At 38.0% G+C, this 18879-nt stretch carries 19 protein-coding genes and 1 pseudogene; 12 read left to right on the plus strand and 8 right to left on the minus strand.

The features are described from left to right. Window positions 1-102: 102 nt before the first annotated feature. The 8 genes from DRF61_RS10215 (at window position 103) to DRF61_RS10250 (ending at window position 7854) form a co-directional block, all read left to right on the plus strand. The gene (locus DRF61_RS10215; protein ID WP_111956618.1) at window positions 103-1329 is read left to right on the plus strand and encodes an HD domain-containing protein; all 1227 of its coding nucleotides are present in this window, start codon (window positions 103-105) and stop codon (window positions 1327-1329) included. A 72-nt stretch (window positions 1330-1401) separates the two neighbouring features. Then, window positions 1402-2433 carry a UDP-3-O-(3-hydroxymyristoyl)glucosamine N-acyltransferase gene (lpxD, locus tag DRF61_RS10220; RefSeq protein WP_111956620.1) on the plus strand — a complete coding sequence of 344 codons (1032 nt, stop codon included), beginning with the start codon at window positions 1402-1404 and terminating at the stop codon, window positions 2431-2433. Beyond that, window positions 2426-3823 carry a bifunctional UDP-3-O-[3-hydroxymyristoyl] N-acetylglucosamine deacetylase/3-hydroxyacyl-ACP dehydratase gene (locus DRF61_RS10225; RefSeq protein WP_111956623.1) on the plus strand — a complete coding sequence of 466 codons (1398 nt, stop codon included), beginning with the start codon at window positions 2426-2428 and terminating at the stop codon, window positions 3821-3823. Before lpxD ends, DRF61_RS10225 begins: the two co-directional genes overlap by 8 nt. Continuing rightward, window positions 3824-4618, plus strand: a complete 795-nt coding sequence (gene lpxA, locus DRF61_RS10230) for an acyl-ACP--UDP-N-acetylglucosamine O-acyltransferase (protein ID WP_111956625.1) — start codon at window positions 3824-3826, stop codon at window positions 4616-4618. A 46-nt stretch (window positions 4619-4664) separates the two neighbouring features. Beyond that, entirely contained in the window at window positions 4665-5228 is a 564-nt protein-coding gene (gene efp, locus DRF61_RS10235) for an elongation factor P (RefSeq protein ID WP_040997887.1), read from the plus strand. A 70-nt stretch (window positions 5229-5298) separates the two neighbouring features. After that, the gene (locus DRF61_RS10240) at window positions 5299-6201 is read left to right on the plus strand and encodes a UDP-3-O-(3-hydroxymyristoyl)glucosamine N-acyltransferase (protein WP_111956628.1); all 903 of its coding nucleotides are present in this window, start codon (window positions 5299-5301) and stop codon (window positions 6199-6201) included. Window positions 6202-6292: 91 nt separating this feature from the next. After that, window positions 6293-7165 carry a succinate--CoA ligase subunit alpha gene (gene sucD / locus DRF61_RS10245; RefSeq protein WP_111956630.1) on the plus strand — a complete coding sequence of 291 codons (873 nt, stop codon included), beginning with the start codon at window positions 6293-6295 and terminating at the stop codon, window positions 7163-7165. A 20-nt stretch (window positions 7166-7185) separates the two neighbouring features. Continuing rightward, window positions 7186-7854 carry a porin family protein gene (locus DRF61_RS10250; RefSeq protein WP_111956632.1) on the plus strand — a complete coding sequence of 223 codons (669 nt, stop codon included), beginning with the start codon at window positions 7186-7188 and terminating at the stop codon, window positions 7852-7854. A gap of 172 nt (window positions 7855-8026) precedes the next feature. Here the strand turns inward: DRF61_RS10250 and DRF61_RS10255 are convergent, their stop codons facing one another. The 3 genes from DRF61_RS10255 to DRF61_RS10265 form a co-directional block, all read right to left on the minus strand. After that, the gene (locus tag DRF61_RS10255) at window positions 8027-9337 is read right to left on the minus strand and encodes an ABC transporter permease (RefSeq protein ID WP_111956634.1); all 1311 of its coding nucleotides are present in this window, start codon (window positions 9335-9337) and stop codon (window positions 8027-8029) included. 6 nt (window positions 9338-9343) lie between these two features. Then, a complete protein-coding gene (locus DRF61_RS10260; RefSeq protein ID WP_111956636.1) occupies window positions 9344-10255 on the minus strand; it encodes an ABC transporter ATP-binding protein in 912 nt (303 codons plus the stop codon). Between the two features lie 104 nt (window positions 10256-10359). Further along, window positions 10360-10710, minus strand: coding sequence for a T9SS type A sorting domain-containing protein (locus DRF61_RS10265; protein ID WP_111956638.1), 351 nt, complete (start codon window positions 10708-10710; stop codon window positions 10360-10362). 118 nt (window positions 10711-10828) lie between these two features. Here DRF61_RS10265 and hemB point away from each other — a divergent pair, with 118 nt between their 5' ends. Continuing rightward, entirely contained in the window at window positions 10829-11818 is a 990-nt protein-coding gene (gene hemB / locus DRF61_RS10270; protein ID WP_111956640.1) for a porphobilinogen synthase, read from the plus strand. Window positions 11819-11893: 75 nt separating this feature from the next. Here the strand turns inward: hemB and DRF61_RS10275 are convergent, their stop codons facing one another. The 3 genes from DRF61_RS10275 to DRF61_RS10285 are packed head-to-tail and all read right to left on the minus strand — an operon-like array spanning window position 11894 to window position 13207. Further along, a complete protein-coding gene (locus tag DRF61_RS10275; RefSeq protein ID WP_111956642.1) occupies window positions 11894-12082 on the minus strand; it encodes a bacteriocin in 189 nt (62 codons plus the stop codon). 45 nt (window positions 12083-12127) lie between these two features. After that, on the minus strand, window positions 12128-12856 hold the full coding sequence (locus tag DRF61_RS10280; protein ID WP_111956644.1) for a hypothetical protein: 729 nt from the start codon (window positions 12854-12856) through the stop codon (window positions 12128-12130). A 51-nt stretch (window positions 12857-12907) separates the two neighbouring features. Further along, window positions 12908-13207 (minus strand): TM2 domain-containing protein, encoded by a 300-nt coding sequence (locus tag DRF61_RS10285; protein WP_111956646.1) that lies wholly within the window; start codon window positions 13205-13207, stop codon window positions 12908-12910. Between the two features lie 236 nt (window positions 13208-13443). Here DRF61_RS10285 and lptB point away from each other — a divergent pair. Both lptB and DRF61_RS10295 read left to right on the plus strand, forming a co-directional pair. Continuing rightward, a pseudogene (gene lptB, locus DRF61_RS10290) lies at window positions 13444-14169 on the plus strand (LPS export ABC transporter ATP-binding protein); the annotation flags it as partial. A gap of 511 nt (window positions 14170-14680) precedes the next feature. Next, entirely contained in the window at window positions 14681-16408 is a 1728-nt protein-coding gene (locus DRF61_RS10295; protein WP_111956906.1) for an ABC transporter ATP-binding protein, read from the plus strand. A gap of 215 nt (window positions 16409-16623) precedes the next feature. Here the strand turns inward: DRF61_RS10295 and DRF61_RS10300 are convergent, their stop codons facing one another. Together DRF61_RS10300 and DRF61_RS10305 are read right to left on the minus strand one after the other, a co-directional pair. Beyond that, the gene (locus DRF61_RS10300; protein ID WP_111956650.1) at window positions 16624-17088 is read right to left on the minus strand and encodes a carboxymuconolactone decarboxylase family protein; all 465 of its coding nucleotides are present in this window, start codon (window positions 17086-17088) and stop codon (window positions 16624-16626) included. A gap of 77 nt (window positions 17089-17165) precedes the next feature. Next, window positions 17166-17735 carry a Crp/Fnr family transcriptional regulator gene (locus DRF61_RS10305; RefSeq protein ID WP_111956652.1) on the minus strand — a complete coding sequence of 190 codons (570 nt, stop codon included), beginning with the start codon at window positions 17733-17735 and terminating at the stop codon, window positions 17166-17168. 99 nt (window positions 17736-17834) lie between these two features. Here DRF61_RS10305 and DRF61_RS10310 point away from each other — a divergent pair, with 99 nt between their 5' ends. Further along, window positions 17835-18788, plus strand: a complete 954-nt coding sequence (locus DRF61_RS10310; protein WP_111956654.1) for a helix-turn-helix transcriptional regulator — start codon at window positions 17835-17837, stop codon at window positions 18786-18788. Window positions 18789-18879: the final 91 nt, after the last annotated feature.

Below are 18879 nucleotides of genomic sequence, written 5' to 3' on the forward strand. Positions count from 1 at the left end.
CCATGCAGATAATATGTTTTCTCAAGTTTGAATTCTTTAATAGCAATTTATCATGCTTAAAATTTAAAATCCCTAACTTTGTTTGCTAATACCAAAGTTTCAATGCAGAATAAGCTAAAGATCATTAACGACCCCGTTCATGGTTTCATCAGAATCCCACACGAAATTTTATTTGACGTTATAGAGCATCCTTATTTCCAGAGACTGCGCAGAATCGGACAGACCGGACTTCTGAATCTGATCTTTCCGGGAGCCACCCATACAAGATTCCATCACGCTTTGGGAGCGATGCATTTGATGTTTACGGCATTAGAAACCTTACGCCAGAAAGGAGTTAAAATTACTGAAGAGGAAGAAAAAGGAGCCATGCTTGCCATCCTGATGCATGATATTGGTCATGGGCCTTTCTCTCATGCATTGGAAAACATGCTGATGGACGACTGGCATCACGAGAAACTTTCACTGCTGTTAATGAATAAGTTGAATGAGGAATTTGACGGACAGCTTTCTATAGCTATTGAAATGTTTCAGGGAAAATATCATAAAAAGTTTTTTAACCAACTTATTTCCTCCCAGCTTGATGTCGACAGGCTTGATTATCTGAACAGGGACAGCTTTTTCACAGGCGTTTCTGAAGGAAACATCAATACCCAAAGAATCATTTCTATGATGAATGTCTGCAGCGAGGGCGAGTTAGTTATTGATGCCAAAGGAGTCTATTCCATTGAAAACTTTCTGACAGCCAGAATGTTTATGTATTGGCAGGTATACTATCATAAAACATCTGCATTGGCAGAGTTTCTTTTAGTTAAGATCCTGGAAAGAGCAAAATATCTGATTTCCGAAGGGATGGATCTGCCTGCCGGGGAAAACCTGAAATATTTTCTGAATCGTGGAAAAAGTTCTGCTACCGATGAAGATATTTATAGATTTACGCAACTTGATGACAATGATATAATTCATGCGATGAAATCCTGGCAGGATTCAGAAGACTTTATTCTTTCCTATTGGTGCAGATGTGTGATCCAGCGAAACCTTCCGAAAACGGTTATCTCAACACGTCCTTTCAAACGAAAATTTATTGAGGAAAAAATAAAAAACACCAATGAATTTTTCGGAATCAATAATGGAAAAGAGCTTGTACACGAGATTAAAAGAAAATTACTGCCTTATGACACCAAAAAACAGCCAATTTATTTACTCCAGAAAAACGGTAAAAAGATTAGGTTAGAAGAGTCACAGGACCAGTTATTGTCTGGGCTTATGGTACACAAGACTGCCCGGTATATTCTTACCTTTCCAAGAGATATTTCCCACATAATATCTTAAATAATCTTAAAATTCACGTTCCTAAAATCAAAAAATGTTTGCGAATTACAGAATTTCTTATCTTTGCAGAATATGGAATTTACAGCTTCGCAAATTGCAAGTTTTATTGACGGACAAATAATAGGCGACGAAAGTACGGTTATTACAGGGGTTTCACCAATTGAGAATGGTGAATCAGGACATCTTTCTTTTATAGCACAGGATCGATTTTCACATTTTTTAAATACCTCAAAATGCTCCGTTATTATTGTTTCGGAAAAACTTATAGATAAAGTTGATTATAATCCTACCTTAATTGTTGTAAAGGATGCCTACCTTTCTTTCCAGGTTTTAATGAATCTGTACCAGGAAATGCAGGGAAGAAAAGAGGGAATCGAAACCGGTTCTTCTATTCATGAGACTGCAGTAATTGGAGAAAAGGCCTATATCGGAGCATTTACTTATGTTTCGGAGAAAGCTAAGATTGGAGAAGGTTCTCAGATCTATCCGCAGGTCTATATTGGGAAAGGAGTTAAGATTGGTAAAAACTGTAAAATCGACAGCGGCGCCAGAATCTATGACTACTGTATTATCGGAGACAATTGTGTGATCCATTCCAATACGGTTGTAGGTGGCGACGGATTCGGCTTTCAGCCTACTGCAGAAGGATTCAAAAAAATTCCTCAGCTAGGAAACGTGATTATCGAAGACGATGTAGAGATCGGTTCAAACTGCAGCATCGACAGAGCTACAATAGGGTCTACCATTATCGGAAAAGGAACAAAGATCGATAACCTGATCCAGATCGCACATAATGTGAAGATCGGGCAGAATAACGTTATTGCGGCACAGGCCGGAATTGCAGGATCTACTACAATTGGAGACTGGAATCAGATCGGTGGACAGGTAGGAGTGGTTGGCCATATTAAAATTGGGAACCAGGTGAAAATTCAGGCTCAGAGTGGTGTGAATTCCAGTGTTAATGATAAAGAAACATTGTATGGGTCCCCGGCGATAAGCTACAATGACTATCTTAGAAATTATGTCCATTTCAGAAATTTCACTGAAATTGTAAAGAGAATAAATAATCTTGAGGATATCTCAAAAGATAAAACTAATGAGTGATATGCAAAAAACACTCCAGAAAGAAGTAACACTTTCTGGAATTGGCCTTCATACAGGTAAAGAAGTAAAACTTACCATTAAACCAGCTAAAGAAAATACAGGTTTTGTGTTCGTAAGAACAGATCTGGAGGGACATCCTCAGGTAGAAGCTGATGTTAATTATGTAGTAGCGACAGAAAGAGGAACAACATTAGAGAAATTAGGTGTGAAAATTACTACTTGTGAGCACCTTTTGGCTGCATTAGTAGGGTGTGATATTGATAATGCCATTCTTGAAATGGATGCCTCCGAGCCGCCAATTTTAGATGGATCTTCCAAATTCTTTGTAGAAGCTATTGAAAGTGTAGGAATTGCAGAACAGGGTATTGCCAGAGAATACCTGGTCATCAAAGAAGTGCTGAGCTATGCAGACCCTGCATCGGGATCAGAAATTACCATTATTCCTTCGGATACCTATGAAGTGACTACTATGGTAGATTTTGGAACTAAAGTTTTGGGAACTCAAAATGCTACCCTTAAAAATATTTCAGAATTTAAAGACGAGATCTCTTCTGCAAGAACATTCAGCTTTTTGCATGAATTGGAAATGCTTTTAGATCACGGTTTGATCAGAGGTGGAGATATCTCAAACGCTATTGTATATGTGGATAAAGATCTTACACCTGACACCACAGAAAAATTGAAAAAAGCATTCGGAAAAGATAACGTTTCTATCAGACCGAATGGTATTCTTGATAATCTTACGTTAAACTATCCCAACGAAGCTGCAAGACACAAATTACTCGATGTAATTGGCGATTTGGCATTGGCTGGTGTAAAAATAAAAGGTAAAGTAATTGCGAACAAACCGGGACACTATGTGAACACCCAGTTTGCGAAAAAACTGAACCGACAGTGGAAATTGCAAAAGAAAAAAAATGTTCCGGATTTTGATTTAACCAAAGAGCCGGTTTTTGATATCAACGGAATTATGCGTCTTATGCCGCACAGACCACCGTTCTTATTGATCGATAAAATTCTTGAACTTTCAGATTCCCACGTAGTAGGCCTGAAAAATGTTACCATGAATGAGCCTTTCTTTGTAGGACATTTCCCCAAAGAGCCTGTAATGCCAGGAGTATTACAAGTGGAAGCTTTGGCACAGACAGGAGGTATCCTTGTATTGGCCAGCGTTCCGGATCCTGAAAATTACTCCACTTATTTTATTAAAATAGATAAAGTAAAATTCAAGAGAAAAGTAGTTCCCGGAGATACAATGATTTTCAAAATTGAACTGATAGAGCCTATCAGAAGAGGAATTGTACATATGCAGGGATACGGATATGTGGGAGACACAGTGGCTGTAGAAGCAGAGTTAATGGCTCAAGTTGCAAAAAATAAAGTTGATTAAATGATTCATCAATTAGCCGCCGTAGATAAACGTGCAAAAATCAGCAAAAACGTTATTGTAGAACCGTTTACTACAATTGCAGGGGACGTGGAGATCGGAGAAGGAACTTGGATTGGTCCTAATGTTACCATCATGGATGGAGCCAGAATAGGTAAAAACTGCAGAATTTTTCCGGGAACGGTAATTTCTGCAATTCCTCAGGATTTAAAGTTTGATGGTGAAGATACCCAGGTAATTATCGGTGATGAAACAACAATCAGAGAATGCGTTACCGTAAACAGGGGAACAAAAGCTCTCGGATTTACTAAAATCGGTAAAAACTGCCTTATCATGGCAACTTCTCATATTGCACATGATTGTGTGATCGGAGATCATGTTATCATTGTAAACGGTTGCGGTATTGCAGGACATGTAGAAATTGGAGACTATACTGTAATGGGAGGTCTTAGTGCTGTGCATCAGTTCGGTAAAATCGGGAAACATGTAATGATTTCCGGAGGAACTCTGGTAAGAAAAGATATTCCGCCCTATGTAAAAGTAGCAAGAGAGCCTATGTCTTATGCAGGAATCAACTCGGTTGGTTTGAGAAGAAGAGGGTTTACTAATGAGAAAATTTTTGAGATCCAAAAGATCTACAGAACAATTTTCCAAATGAAAATGAACGTTTCTCAGGCTGTAACTTACATTGAAAAAGAAATGCTTCCAACTGCTGAAAGAGATGAAATCCTTCAGTTTATCCAAAACTCACCAAGAGGTATTGTAAAAGGATACGGAACAACCAAGGAAAGTAATTAATACTTTACCTGAAGTAAAAAACTAAAATAAAAGATAACATAAATTAATGGCAACAAGCAACGATATCAGAAAAGGACTTTGCATTGAGTACAGTAACGATATTTTTAAAGTAATAGAATTTCTTCACGTAAAACCGGGGAAAGGACCTGCTTTCGTAAGAACAAAATTAAAGTCAGTAACTAACGGGAAAGTGATTGATAATACTTTCTCTGCAGGACATAAAATTGACGAAGTAAAAGTAATCACCAGAAAGTTCCAGTATCTCTATGATGATGAGAACGGATTCCACTTTATGAATAATGATGATTTCTCTCAATTATATTTGAACAAAGAAATGATTGAAAATTCACAGTTCATGAAAGCAGGAGAAGAAGTAACGATCATTCTGAAAGAAGCTGACGAAACGCCGCTTTCTGCTGAACTTCCTCAGTCTGTTTACCTGGAAGTTGTTGAAGCTGATCCGGGAGTAAAAGGAAATACAGCTACCAATGCTCTTAAGAACGCAATCGTTGAAACCGGAGCCAGAGTGATGGTTCCTCTATTCATCGAGCCGGGAGACAAAATTAAAGTAAGCACAGAAGACGGCAGCTACTTAGAAAGAGTAAAATAATAATAAAATTTACATCAATTCGGTTTGCATCAGCAGTCCGAATTTTGTTTTTATAAGAAAACCAATTGTTATGAGATTCCATTCTCCACAAAAGCTCAAAACTATTGCCGATTTAATAGGCTCAGAATTTGTTGGCCCTGAAGACTTTGAAGTCTTGGGAACCAATGAGATTCATATGGTTAAGCCGGGTGACATTGTTTTTGTCAACCACCCGAAATATTATGATAAAGCATTAAATTCTGCAGCGACGATTATTCTGATCGACAAAAAGGTAGAATGTCCGGAAGGAAAAGCACTTCTGGTTTCTGATGATCCTTTCAGAGATTTTAATAAGATCAATACCCACTTTACAAGAATATATAATTTCACTGAGGAACTTCACGACGTAGAAATCGGTGAGGGAACAAAGATCCATCGTACGGCTGTTATCGGAAATAATGTTGTGATCGGAAAAAATACTTTAATTTTTCCAAACGTTGTTATTGGAGACAGAACGGTAATTGGTGATAATGTTGTCATTCAGTCAAACACGGTTTTAGGAGGTGATGCATTTTATTACAGAAAGCTGAATGGAAATTTTGACCGTCTTATTTCGGTTGGAAATGTAGTCATCGAAAACAATGTAGAAATTGGAAATGGTTGTACGATAGACAGAGGTGTTACGGATTCTACCGTAATCGGGGAGGGTTCTGTTTTAGATAACCAGATTCAGATAGGACACGACACCGTTATCGGAAAAAAATGTCTCATTGCATCACAGGTGGGAATTGCAGGCTGTTGTGTCATAGGAGATGAAGTAACACTTTGGGGACAGGTAGGCATCGCTTCCGGAAATAAAATTGAAAGCGGATCTGTCATTCTTGGTAAAACAGGAGTCAACAGAGATCTTAAAAAAGGAACCTATATTGGGATGTTTGCAGAAGATTTCAAAGGCTATTTGAAAAAAGAAGTAAAGCTGAGAAATCTCAAATAAACTATTCACTTGGTTTTGTCTAAAATCAAAGAAAAATAAGTAAATTTGTGAGCATTAATAAAATATTTAAATAAATTAAAACATCAATAAAATGTCAATTTTAGTAAACAAAGATTCTAAAGTAATTGTACAAGGATTTACAGGGAACGAAGGTACTTTCCATGCGGGCCAGATGATTGAATACGGAACCAATGTAGTGGGAGGAGTTACTCCGGGAAAAGGAGGATCTGAGCATTTAGGAAAGCCTGTATTCAATACAGTAGCTGATGCCGTTCAAAAAGCTGGAGCCAATGTAAGTATCATTTTCGTACCACCTGCATTCGCTGCTGATGCGATCATGGAGGCTGCTGAGGCAGGTATCAAAGTTATCGTATGTATTACTGAAGGTATTCCTGTAGCGGATATGGTGAAAGTAAAATCTTACATCGCTGACAGAGACTGCAGATTAATCGGTCCAAACTGTCCGGGAATCATTACTTCTGAAGAAGCTAAAATTGGTATTATGCCAGGATTCGTTTTCAAAAAAGGTAAAGTAGGTATCGTTTCAAAATCAGGTACTCTTACTTACGAAGCTGCTGATCAGGTTGTAAAAGCTGGTTACGGTGTTTCTACAGCAATCGGTATTGGTGGTGACCCAATCATTGGTACTACTACAAGAGAAGCTTTGGAACTATTCATTAATGACCCTGAAACTGAAGCGGTAGTAATGATCGGTGAGATTGGTGGTGGATTGGAAGCTGAAGCTGCAAGATGGTATAAAGCCAGCGGATCTACTAAGCCGGTTGTAGGATTTATTGCCGGACAGACCGCTCCTAAAGGAAGAACTATGGGACATGCTGGTGCTATTGTAGGTGGTGATGAAGATACTGCTCAGGCAAAAATGCAGATTATGAGAGAAAACGGAATCAACGTTGTAGATTCTCCTGCAGATATCGGTGTTACAGTTGCTAAAGTTCTAGGATAAGACATACAAAAACAAAACATATGAAAAAACTTTTATTAACCTCAGCATTGGCCCTTTCAACTCTGTCGTTTGCCCAAATTGATTTTGCAAATACAAGATTTGGTGTCACGGCAGGAGGTAATTACTCCAGAGTAAGAAATGCCCATAACCCTTCTGGTCCAAGATTCGCATTCCAGGGTGGAGCTTTAGCTCTTATCCCCGTAGGAAAAGCTAACCAGTTCTTTATACAGCCCGAAGTCGTGTATTACGGTGCAGGAGAAACCGGAAAAGATAAAGATGCTAAAGGAAAAGATGGTTATGATGCAGTATATGGTAACAATTATCTGAGCGTACCTATCTATTTTAAAGGATATTTTTCTGAAGCAGAATCAGAATTCTTTGGAATGATAGGGCCAAGATTTAACTTTTTGATGAGTCAGAATGTTAAAAATGCTCCTATAAGCAGACCATATTATGATCCGGATGTTACCGATCCTCTATATCCGTCAGTAAGTGGAAAAGCATCAAGCTTTAACCTTGCTTTAGGATTAGGAGTTGGTTATAGCTATAAAAGACAGCTGGAAGTAGCTCTTAAATATGACTTAGGTCTTTCAGATACTTATCCTGATCTTGCAAAAGAAAAAGGAGGTTCTGATAAGAAAAAGTCCGAGCAGGTGATCAGCCTTAGCTTAAGCTATATCTTCAAATAGAATAACTCGTTATTCAATGATAAAAAATCCCGGAAATTTTAATTTCCGGGATTTTTGTTTTTAATAGAAGTATAAAGTTGGAAAAGAAAAGTTATTAAGAATACCACGAACAACCGGAATCACTTCCGGTAAACTTCCATCTTCCTTCTTCAGACTTCCATCTATGAGTTTATTAACCTCTGATCCACTTCCAGATCTCCTTTAAAGTCGCTTTATTCCCATACATCAAAATCCCTACACGATAGATTTTTCCGGCAAGGAATATCATAAGAATGGTAGTTCCCAGCAATAATACAATAGACAAAGCAATCTGCCACGCAGGAACGCCGAAAGGTATTCTCGCAATCATGGCAACCGGAGAGGTAAACGGGATAATAGACAGCCAGAAGCCCAACGGACCGTCAGGATTGTTCATCAGGGAAAAGCTGCCATACATTCCTAAGGTAAGCGGTAAAATAGCAAATAAGGTGAACTGCTGGGTCTCAGTTTCATTATCTACTGCAGAGCCAATGGCTGCATAAATGGAACTGTAAAAAATATATCCCAAAAGAAAAAATACGATGAATACAAAAATGATCAGTGGGAAATTCAGTTCCAGTAAACTGTGTGAAACCTGTGTTGCGATCTGGGCAATATCCAGCTTACTGGCAATCTCCTCATTGCCTCCCGGAATGTTCTTTTGGAAAGAAGAAAATCCGGTATTTAAAACCAATGCACCTATAACAGACATGGAGATCCAGATCAGGAACTGCGTCAAAGCAACCAGTGTTACCCCTAATATCTTACCCATCATCAGCTCAAACGGCTTCACAGATGAAATAATGATCTCTACCACACGGTTGTTTTTCTCCTCAAGAACGCTTCTCATAACCCTTACTCCATAGATAATAATGAACATGAAAGTTACATACATCAAAAGGATGCTTAGACCACTTTTTACCCCAAAAGCAAGATCAGAATCTTCCTTATTGTTATCAGAAACATTAATGGTTTTTAAAGTAAAACCTTTGTCAAGGCTGTTCAGTTGGGCTTCTTCAATACCGAGCTGCTTGATTTTTTCCTTTTTGATCACATCCGTAATATCAGAAACGATCTTCTGTTTCGTATCAAGGCCCATTTTGACATTGACGATGAGTCTTGTACTATTTTCAAGTCCGGTATAGTCATGATCTTTCAATTCGGGAAGGATCAGGATGCCATCCAGAGATTCATTATCCTTCAGGTTATTGATCTTAGCTTTCTCATCCGCTGCAGAAACAAATACATAATTCAGCTTATCATTAGATTTTAGCTGGCCTTTGAAAAGCCCGCTTTTATCCACAACCTCAATAATGCTGTGGGATTCGTTGGCTTTAAACATTAATCCGATCACTGCTCCAAACCCAACCAATAAAAGAGGAGCCAGCAATGTTAATATAATGAAGGATTTTTTCTTAACCTGCGTAAGAAACTCCCTTTTTGTAATTAAAAAAATATTGTTCATAAAAAATTAAGAATGGTTACTTACAGCATTAATAAACACTTCATTCATGCTCGGAATTCTTTCGTCGAATGATCTTACTTTTCCTACGTTGACAAGGTCCAGAAGAATATCATTCTGCCTGCTTTCATTTTTCAGATCGAAAGAAATCATATTGTTTTCATTAGAGAAATTAAAAATATCATAGCTGTTTTTGAAATTCTCAAATTTTATTTCATCTACTTCAGAAAGAGTGACTCCAAAAATATTCTTCTTAAATTTTTCTCTTACATCAAAAACTCTTCCGTCAATAATCTTTTTAGAATTGTTGATCAGCGCTACGTAATCACACATTTCTTCAACACTTTCCATTCTGTGGGTAGAAAGAATGATCGTAGTTCCATTATTTTTAAGATCAATGATCTGGTCTTTAATTAAGTTGGCATTTACCGGATCAAAACCTGAAAAGGGCTCATCAAGGATCAGAAGATGCGGGCGGTGAAGAACCGTAACTACAAACTGGATCTTCTGTGCCATCCCTTTCGAAAGTTCCGAAAGTTTCTTTTTCCACCACTGGTCGATGTTCAGTTTTTCAAACCACTTCTTGGCTTCGTTCAGAGCATCATTCTTACTCATTCCTTTCAGTTCCCCGAAATAAAGGATCTGATCGCCCACGCTCATGTTCTTATACAGTCCTCTTTCTTCAGGCATATAACCAATGTCTCTGATGTGGCTGGGATTAAGCTTATTTCCATTAATGAATACATCTCCGGAATCGGCTTGGGTAATTTGATTGATAATACGGATGAAGGAAGTTTTTCCCGCTCCATTCGGGCCTAGAAGACCATAAATACTGCCTTGTGGTACATGGATGCTGAAATCATCCAATGCTACTTTCTTCCCGGCACTATAGGTCTTTCTGATATGTTCAGCTTTAAGCATTAAATTGTTTTTAACAATGAGTATAAAAAGTCCTTAAAGTTACGGAAATATTAAGGCAGAACTGATGCAAAAGAAAAAATCCTGATGATTATCAGGATTTAATTTTATTGTTTTACAATTTGAGTAACCTTTTGGGTATTATCGCTTAAAATATAGCGAATCAGATATTTCCCGGGTTTCAGTTTTTCAATATTGATTTCTCCGGAATTCATGTTGACAGAGTAATTGGCTACCTGCGTTCCTAAAATTGAATAAAAGGTAACACTCTTGATCTTTAATGCAGAATCTTTTGCTTTGATCAAAAGGAAATCTTTTGCAGGATTTGGATATGCTACCAATACACCGTCATCAGACTTCTGTGTGATGGAACCCGGCTCTCTCAGCTGTGCCTGCATATTGTTGGAAAAACCAACGAAAGCGCCCGTAAATAGAAATAAAAGTAAAAGTTTTTTCATCAAATTATAATTTCTCGAATGTATTAAAACAAAAATAAACAATTCTACAATTCTATACAATAGTTTTTTATATAAGTTGTAGTAAATTTGTAGAAACTTATTCAAAAAGTATTCCAAAATGATACATTCAAGAAATAGAAGACTTAGAGTTAATGAATCTATCAGAAGTTTAGTAAGAGAAAACATCCTTACAACTGATGATTTTGTAATGCCGATTTTCGTAATGGAGGGCGAAAACCAACAGGAAGCGATACCGTCGATGCCGGGGATTTTCAGGAGGAGTATAGATTTAACGGTAAAAGAATGTAAAGAGTTATTTTCTTTGGGTGTAAAATCTGTCAATCTGTACATGAAAGTGTCAGAACATTTGAAAGACAATACAGGAAAAGAAGCCTGGAACAAAGACGGGCTGATGCAGCAGACGATCAAAGCCATCAAAGATGCAGTTCCGGAAATGATTGTGATGCCTGATGTTGCTTTAGATCCTTATTCGATCTACGGTCATGACGGGATTATTGAAAACGGAAAGATCGTGAATGATGCTACCAATAATGCACTGGCAAGAATGTCCGTATCTCATGCTGAAGCCGGAGCTGATATTGTGGCGCCAAGTGATATGATGGACGGAAGAGTACTGGCAATTCGTGAAGCTTTAGAGGAAAGCGGATTTACCGATGTAGGAATCCTTAGCTATTCAGCAAAATATGCAAGCTCTTTCTATGGACCTTTCAGAAGTGCCCTGGACAGTGCCCCGAAAGATAATATGGAAATTCCGAAAGATAAAAAGACCTACCAGATGGATTTCCACAATTCCCGTGAAGCGCTGAACGAAGTATTCAAAGATATTGATGAAGGAGCCGATATTATCATGATCAAACCGGGACTTCCTTATCTGGACATTGTTGCTAAAGTCCGTGAAGCTATTGATCTTCCCATAGCAGTTTACAACGTGAGTGGAGAATATGCCATGGTAAAAGCAGCTGCACAGAATGGTTGGCTGGATAATGATAAAACTATTATTGAAAGCCTGACATGTTTCAAAAGAGCAGGAGCAGATATGATTTTTACTTATTTTGCGAAAGAAGCAGCAATGATTCTGAATAAATAAAATAATTACTGAACAAAATAAACTGCCCCTAATTTGTATTTCAGGGGGCAGTTTTTATTATTGTAAGAAATACTCTTAGTTGTGTCCGAAGCATGTGTAATAATCGCGATCACCCGGTTGAATAGGATTTTCGCCTCCATTATCATTTACACAAACATTGGTAGGACATAAGTACCATCCAGCAGGGCAATTACCGTTGGCATCAGGAAATCTGATGCTTCCTCCGCTGATGTTCTTTAGTTCTTTTTTCGTTAACTTTTTCATGAAAAATATTTTATAGGTTAGTGAAACTAAAATAGTAAAAATTTATCACATGATGTTGAAATCTTTTCCTTTCGTGAATTTTGCTGCAAAAGGAGCCTGGTTTCCGGAGTATTTCAAAACAAAATGTTTCTTGGTATCCGTATTTATTTTAGCATCCACTTCTACATTCTGTGTCTGAAAACTCACCTCTAACCCCACTCCCGATTCTTTTTCAAGGAAGATTTCTACACTTTCAGCATAAAACAGGGAAGTACTTAGATAATTGAACTTAATATTCTTTCTATAGGTTTTAGATTTACTTTGTGTAAATAGAGAATAATTTTTCAGAATCTCAATTCCGGGAGAATCAATGTTGGTAACTCGGGATTTGGTTACGCCGTTTACTCTCACTGAAAAGCTTTTGGCGTTTTTAATATTTCCGTTCACCCCGATATTGAATAAAGACGGAAGCGACAGGCCGTATTCAACCATGCTCTCTTTTGTGAATTCAAAATCAGGGATCAGTGCAGGATGCTTAGGCGTATTAATCAGCTGCTCCTTTACTGTATTAAGAGCATCCCCCGAAAACAGGTATCCGATAAGGTTGTTTCCTGTAGTTCGCCAGTTTCTCCCGTTCCATTCGAAAATCTCACAAAGGAGTGTATCTGTGGATGAATGGGGAAGAAGATCCATATCCTGCCATTTGAAAACTTCCTTGGCATAAGGTCTTCTGTCGACAATATTAATACCCAGATCCAGCGCAAGAAGATCTGTCAGGTCTTGATTACTTTCCATATTATTTTAATTCTTGGTTTGGTCGTATAAAATTATGAAATAAAATAATTCTTACAACCAGCCTTTTCTTCCGTAAACATAAGTATCATCAAACTGCTTATCGCTCATGAACAGGTATAGAATCCCTTCAATAAAAGGAATAATAGAGGCTGCTCCTAAAGTGACAATATTAAGGACAAGCTGAATTACACCTTCTTTCGTATAGCCAAGATAGAATTTATTCAACGCCAGCCAGCCTACGAGAATTCCCAGTATTGCTGCCGGAATTTTCTTTTCCGAACGGTAAGGAACATTATTCTGCTGATTTTGATTCTGGGTACCTTCTGTTTTTGTATAACCGTAATTTTCCATTGTTAATTTATTTGTGATGAGTAAAATGATTTCTCAATACGTCGGATAAAACCCTTAAGAGTTACAGAATAGCAGTTTAAATAATTACTTTCACTAATGTTTTCTTGCTGAGGAGATTCGGAGTTTTATAAGGCCTGACCTATAAACAATATAAAAATTAAGATTATTCGCTTAAAAACGACAGGTACATTTCATAATCTAAAATTTGAATTCAAAAAAACTTTATCTTTGCTCCTATGATTTTACGAGGAGAAAACTTAATCAAAGAATACGGTCCTAAAAAAGTAGTAAAAGGCGTTTCTGTACAGGTTCAACAGGGAGAAATTGTTGGTTTGCTTGGTCCCAACGGAGCAGGAAAAACCACTTCGTTTTACATGATCGTAGGACTGGTTAAGCCTACTTCAGGGAAAATTTTCTTGGATAAACAGGAGATCACTACCGATGCCATGTATCGCCGTGCTCAAAAAGGAATCGGGTATCTGGCACAGGAAGCTTCAGTTTTCAGAAAGCTGTCTGTAGAAGACAATATTATGGGTGTTTTGCAGCTTACAAAGCTTTCAAGGCGTGAGCAGCAGATTAAATGTGATGAGCTGATTGAAGAGTTTTCACTGCAGCACGTACGTAAAAACAGAGGGGACCTTCTTTCGGGAGGGGAAAGACGTAGAACCGAAATTGCACGCTGCCTGGCTACAAGCCCTAACTTTATTCTTCTCGATGAGCCCTTTGCCGGAGTAGACCCCATTGCGGTGGAAGATATCCAGAAAATTGTAAGAAGCCTGGTAGATAAAAATATCGGAATCCTGATCACGGACCACAACGTACAGCAAACCTTAGCCATCACCAATAAAACATACATCATGTTTGAAGGAAAAATCCTGAAAGAGGGGCTTCCGGAAGATCTTGCCAATGATCCGCAGGTAAGAGAGGCCTATCTTGGTGAGAACTTTGTGTACCAGAGTATTTTAGACAAACCAAAAAAGAAAAAGTACATTTATAATATCTGGGCAGGTAACTTCGATTCGAAAGCGCAGCTGCAGGGATTTGTAGATGATCACTTTGGACAGTATGACGATCTGAGACTGATGTACGGATTTGAAGACATCAGCTTCGCATCGCTTGCCAATTCTGAGATCGAACATATTTTCAATGATGTAGTAGATAAAAATGCTAATAATTCATTCGTTTTCCAAAGAAAAGAACTGACCTCTCAATATCCTCTGGAGCAGGCGCAGGCTGAATCCAAAGCTGCCAGCAAACCAGAGCTGCATTACCTCACAACCTATTTTTACGAGGGATAAAAATCACATCTGTAATAAAAGCATTTGCTGAAAAATAGAATAAAACGTACCTTTTCTCTCGGAAACGGTACGTTTTTTAGTTAAAATAACTCCTATGGCAAAACCCTTTAACAGAACAGTTACTTTATTCGGGATCTACAAACAGCTCGTTCCATTTATAAAGCCTTACCGTTTGATGATTTACGGGACGCTCTTTCTCACTTTTTTAGGAGCTCTCGCAGCCCAGGTCAATCCTATTGTATTAAAATATACGGTGGATGAGGTAACAGAGCTTACCCATCTTCCGCATCCGATGTCTGAGGGTATTCATATTCTGGTGGTGATTTCCATTATTTTGCTTGGAAAAGAACTGCTGAATATCTTTATCAATTTCGGACAGAAATTTTATGGTGAAAAAATAAGGATTAATGTAAGCTCTGTTCTGGCTCAGTCAGCTATTGATAAAATACTAATGTACCGGGTGGCCTATTTCAATGATGAGAATCATGAATCCGGGAAATTACAGATCAGGATAGACCGCGGAATCGAAAGTTTAACAAGGCTGGTACAGAATTTTTTCATCGATATACTGCCGCTTTTTTCCAATGCCATTATTGCCCTGATCATCATGTATATGCAGAATGTATATGTAGGGATGGTTTCTACGATCATTGTCCCTATTTATTTTTATATAAGTTCACTACAGGCAAAAAAGCTTGGAGGAGTTCGCCGCCAGCTTAGAAATCAAAGGGAGAGAAAAACTTCAGGGCTTTTGAATCTGATCAATTCTATTATGGTGATCAAAAGCTTTGTCCGTGAAAAATTTGAAGGAAAAAAACAGTACGACCTGCAGATGGAACTGATGGAAAGCCAGATGTTCACCAGAAAAACCAATTTTATTTATGATGGTTTAAAAACATTCATAGAGCAATTTGGTGTGGTTTTAATTATTCTTTTGACTGTTTATCTGGTGCTGGATCAGCAGATGACCATTGGGGCGATCATGCTGCATATCATGCTGTTCAATAATATATCAGCACCTATACGCCAGCTGCATAGGATTTATGACGATATGAACGATGCCATGATCTATGCTGAAGGCTATTTTGAAATCCTTAATGCAGACGATGAGAAAGAACCGAACGGAACTTTTATAGAAAAGGAAATCAAGGGGAATTTTGAATTAAGAAATGTAGATTTCAGCTATCCGAACGGAACAAAAGCCCTGCATGACGTATCCATGAAAATAGAGAACGGAAAAACTACTGCATTAGTAGGGTTGAGTGGGGCCGGAAAATCAACGGTGATTAATCTTCTCTGTAAATTTTACCTTCCGGATTCCGGAGAAATATTACTGGATGGAGTCAATTTAAATAATTTTGACAATACCTTCCTGAGGGACGATCTTGGTCTGGTATTGCAGAAAAATCATATTTTTCAGGGAAGCATTGAAGACAATATCCGGTATGGTGATATGAATGCCAGTTTCGAGGAAATTCAGGCAGCGTCAAAAAAAGCCTATCTTCATGATCAGATTCTGGATCTTCCGGATGGTTATCAGCACGATGCTACCCAGCTTTCCGGTGGCCAGCAGCAGAGAATTGCCATTGCCAGATTATTCCTGAAAGATCCACCCATTATTTTCCTGGATGAACCAACTGCCAGTCTGGATGCTATTGCTACTGAACAGATCAAAAATTCATTGGATGCCATCAAAGAAGGCCGTACCGTGGTTATTATCTCTCATTCACTGTCGCAGATCCTGGATTCTGACACTATTTATGTGATGAAAAAAGGAAGGGTAGTGGAAAGCGGAACACATGATGAGCTGGTTCAGATGAATGGAACATACCGTGAGATTTTCGATGCTTCTGCCAGAAGTTTAAATCTGGATAAGCTGGTGAATTCTTTTAAAGATAACTGATCTTATGCTTTTTATTTCTCGCAGACCATACAGGCTCCGCATATTTTAATTAATCTGCCAAATCTGCCAAATCTGCTCAATCAGCGAGAGAATATATATTTTCTATAGTAAACTTTTGAGGGTTTTAAATAGAGATTAAACGCAAAGTTTTATGGTGAGAACTTTTAAATATGGAGTCTCACCATAAAACTTTGCGTTAAAAAAATACAATCAATTTACTGTGCTTTTTCAGCAACCTGATAAGCACCTACATCCGCTCCAAAGGCAATGTTGATTCTATTATAACTGTTGATCGCAATCACAGCCATGGTAAGATCCAGTATTTCAGTTTCAGAAAAATATCTGCTGACTTCCGAATAAATTTCGTCAGGGATTTCTGTACCATTTAAAGAGGTTAAACTTTCAGCCCAAAGCAATCCGGCTTTTTCTCTGTCTGTGTAAAAAGAGCATTCTCTCCATGCGCTTACCAGAAAAATTCGTTGTTCAGTTTCACCTTTGGCTCTTAATTCCTTGGAGTGCATATCCAGGCAGAAAGCACATCCGTTTATCTGGGAAACACGGAAATACAGAAGCTCCAGAAATGAACTGTCGAGTGATGAATGCTGTACCTGAAACCCCATGTTGTGGAGGGCGTTTACAGCTTTGTTTCCCATTGCAAATGCATTGATTCTTTGTGACATAATAATTGGTTTTTTGATTAATTATGAAACAAATGTAGACCGGAATTTTCCGGAATTTTTTAACATTTGATAAAAAACTATTTCTGTGCTCTGATCCGGCTTAAAGAAACCTGGGTGATCCCAATATAATCTGCCATGTCCCCAAGACTGATTCGCTGGATAAGATCAGGTCTTTGCTTCAGAAAATTGTTGTATCGTTTTTTACCGTCGTCCTCAAGCATTTCGCTGATCCGTCCCATCATATTGATCGGAGCTTTTGAATACAGTTTACTGAAAAGTGTTTCCGCCGTATGGTATTTCTTACATAGTTCCTCAATAACATTTTTGTGTATGCGCAAAACTTCACATGGCTCCAGTGCGACGATCATATATTTTGAAGCACTGCCCGTCAGAAAACCGTTCAGTTCTGTGAAAAAAGAATTTTCTGCAAAAAAAGTCATGATAAAATCTTTATCTCCGTTATCAAAAAACAGCTTTACCAGACCTTTCTCAAGAAAATAAAAATACCTGCAGGTTTCATCTCCTTTTAAAAGAAAGTCACCTTTTCTGTAAGTTTTTGCTTCTAAATTTGATGTCAGAGCTTCCATTACAGATTGTTCCGGTTTTATAATACTTTCAATGGTTTGAGTGAAACGGGGAGAATTCATATTCAACAATATTGTTTATAAAGAAATTAAATATAATAAAAAAGCACCTAAATTTATATTCTGTACACCAAAAAAGATTGATAGATTTGCCATAACAATATGAACGATCACTATCTTAAAAAACTCGACAGAGTAACGGCTATTCTCACACAATTACAGTCAAAACCGACCGTAAGGGCACAGGACCTTGCTGCAAAATTTGATGTCAGCATCCGTACGATCTACCGGGATGTGAAAACGCTGGAAAATGCCGGAATTCCCATTATAGGAGAAGCGGGAAACGGCTATTCCCTGATGGACGGTTATAAGCTTCCGCCCATTATGTTTACAAAAGAAGAGGTATTGAGCTTCATCACTGCGGAAAAACTGATGCAGAAATTTTCTCACCAAAGCCTTGGAAGCCATTACCAGATGGCCATGGAGAAAGTCCGCTCTGTGCTTCGGAATTCAGATAAAAACCTGATCCTGAATATTGAAAAACAGATCGATGTTTATAATCATCATCCACAGACAAATGATACGATCAAAAATGTGATACCCACCATTCTGGAAAGTATTGCAGATAAAACACAGCTGATTATTGAATATAAAACAGTTGATTCCCGGGTGACGAACAGAACCATTGAAGCTGTTGGTATTTTCTTTGAATTCAATTATTGGTACATTATGGCTTTCTGTACCATGAGAAAAGATTTCAGGCAGTTTCGTGTCGACAGGATTCTGCAGATTTTCAAAACCCAGAACCCTTTTTCCCAGGAATACGGACAGATCAATGATTACAGAAGGTATTCAAGCGGAGAGAAAACCAGGGTCAGGCTTTTAGTTGAGAAAAAAATAATAGGACATATCGTAAATTCCAGGAGATATTATGGGTTTATTGAAGAAACGGAAACGGAAAATGGAATGGAAATGATCTTTGATACAGAATGGATAGATGAAGGTTTTCCGAGGTGGCTGATCACTTTTGCAGATTATGCAACTATTTTGGAGCCGGAATCATTAAAAACAAAGCTCAGAAATTTGGTGGAAAATATTTCAAAAAGTTTGGAATGAAAAACATAAACTCGGGCTTCACATTCGTGAAGCCCGAGTTTTAGAAATTTATATCATCTGAATAAAAAATTTCGCTTCAACTGAATGACAA

It is taken from the genome of Chryseobacterium lathyri (assembly GCF_003290185.1).
GTDB lineage: Bacteria > Bacteroidota > Bacteroidia > Flavobacteriales > Weeksellaceae > Chryseobacterium > Chryseobacterium lathyri.

Coding starts and splice junctions, on each gene's coding strand:
- DRF61_RS10215 (WP_111956618.1), top strand. CDS start 103: ATGCAGAATAAGCTAAAGATCATTAACGACCCCGTTCATGGTTTCATC.
- lpxD (WP_111956620.1), top strand. CDS start 1,402: ATGGAATTTACAGCTTCGCAAATTGCAAGTTTTATTGACGGACAAATA.
- DRF61_RS10225 (WP_111956623.1), top strand. CDS start 2,426: ATGAGTGATATGCAAAAAACACTCCAGAAAGAAGTAACACTTTCTGGA.
- lpxA (WP_111956625.1), top strand. CDS start 3,824: ATGATTCATCAATTAGCCGCCGTAGATAAACGTGCAAAAATCAGCAAA.
- efp (WP_040997887.1), top strand. CDS start 4,665: ATGGCAACAAGCAACGATATCAGAAAAGGACTTTGCATTGAGTACAGT.
- DRF61_RS10240 (WP_111956628.1), top strand. CDS start 5,299: ATGAGATTCCATTCTCCACAAAAGCTCAAAACTATTGCCGATTTAATA.
- sucD (WP_111956630.1), top strand. CDS start 6,293: ATGTCAATTTTAGTAAACAAAGATTCTAAAGTAATTGTACAAGGATTT.
- DRF61_RS10250 (WP_111956632.1), top strand. CDS start 7,186: ATGAAAAAACTTTTATTAACCTCAGCATTGGCCCTTTCAACTCTGTCG.
- DRF61_RS10255 (WP_111956634.1), bottom strand. CDS start 9,337: ATGAACAATATTTTTTTAATTACAAAAAGGGAGTTTCTTACGCAGGTT.
- DRF61_RS10260 (WP_111956636.1), bottom strand. CDS start 10,255: ATGCTTAAAGCTGAACATATCAGAAAGACCTATAGTGCCGGGAAGAAA.
- DRF61_RS10265 (WP_111956638.1), bottom strand. CDS start 10,710: ATGAAAAAACTTTTACTTTTATTTCTATTTACGGGCGCTTTCGTTGGT.
- hemB (WP_111956640.1), top strand. CDS start 10,829: ATGATACATTCAAGAAATAGAAGACTTAGAGTTAATGAATCTATCAGA.
- DRF61_RS10275 (WP_111956642.1), bottom strand. CDS start 12,082: ATGAAAAAGTTAACGAAAAAAGAACTAAAGAACATCAGCGGAGGAAGC.
- DRF61_RS10280 (WP_111956644.1), bottom strand. CDS start 12,856: ATGGAAAGTAATCAAGACCTGACAGATCTTCTTGCGCTGGATCTGGGT.
- DRF61_RS10285 (WP_111956646.1), bottom strand. CDS start 13,207: ATGGAAAATTACGGTTATACAAAAACAGAAGGTACCCAGAATCAAAAT.
- DRF61_RS10295 (WP_111956906.1), top strand. CDS start 14,681: ATGATTTACGGGACGCTCTTTCTCACTTTTTTAGGAGCTCTCGCAGCC.
- DRF61_RS10300 (WP_111956650.1), bottom strand. CDS start 17,088: ATGTCACAAAGAATCAATGCATTTGCAATGGGAAACAAAGCTGTAAAC.
- DRF61_RS10305 (WP_111956652.1), bottom strand. CDS start 17,735: ATGAATTCTCCCCGTTTCACTCAAACCATTGAAAGTATTATAAAACCG.
- DRF61_RS10310 (WP_111956654.1), top strand. CDS start 17,835: ATGAACGATCACTATCTTAAAAAACTCGACAGAGTAACGGCTATTCTC.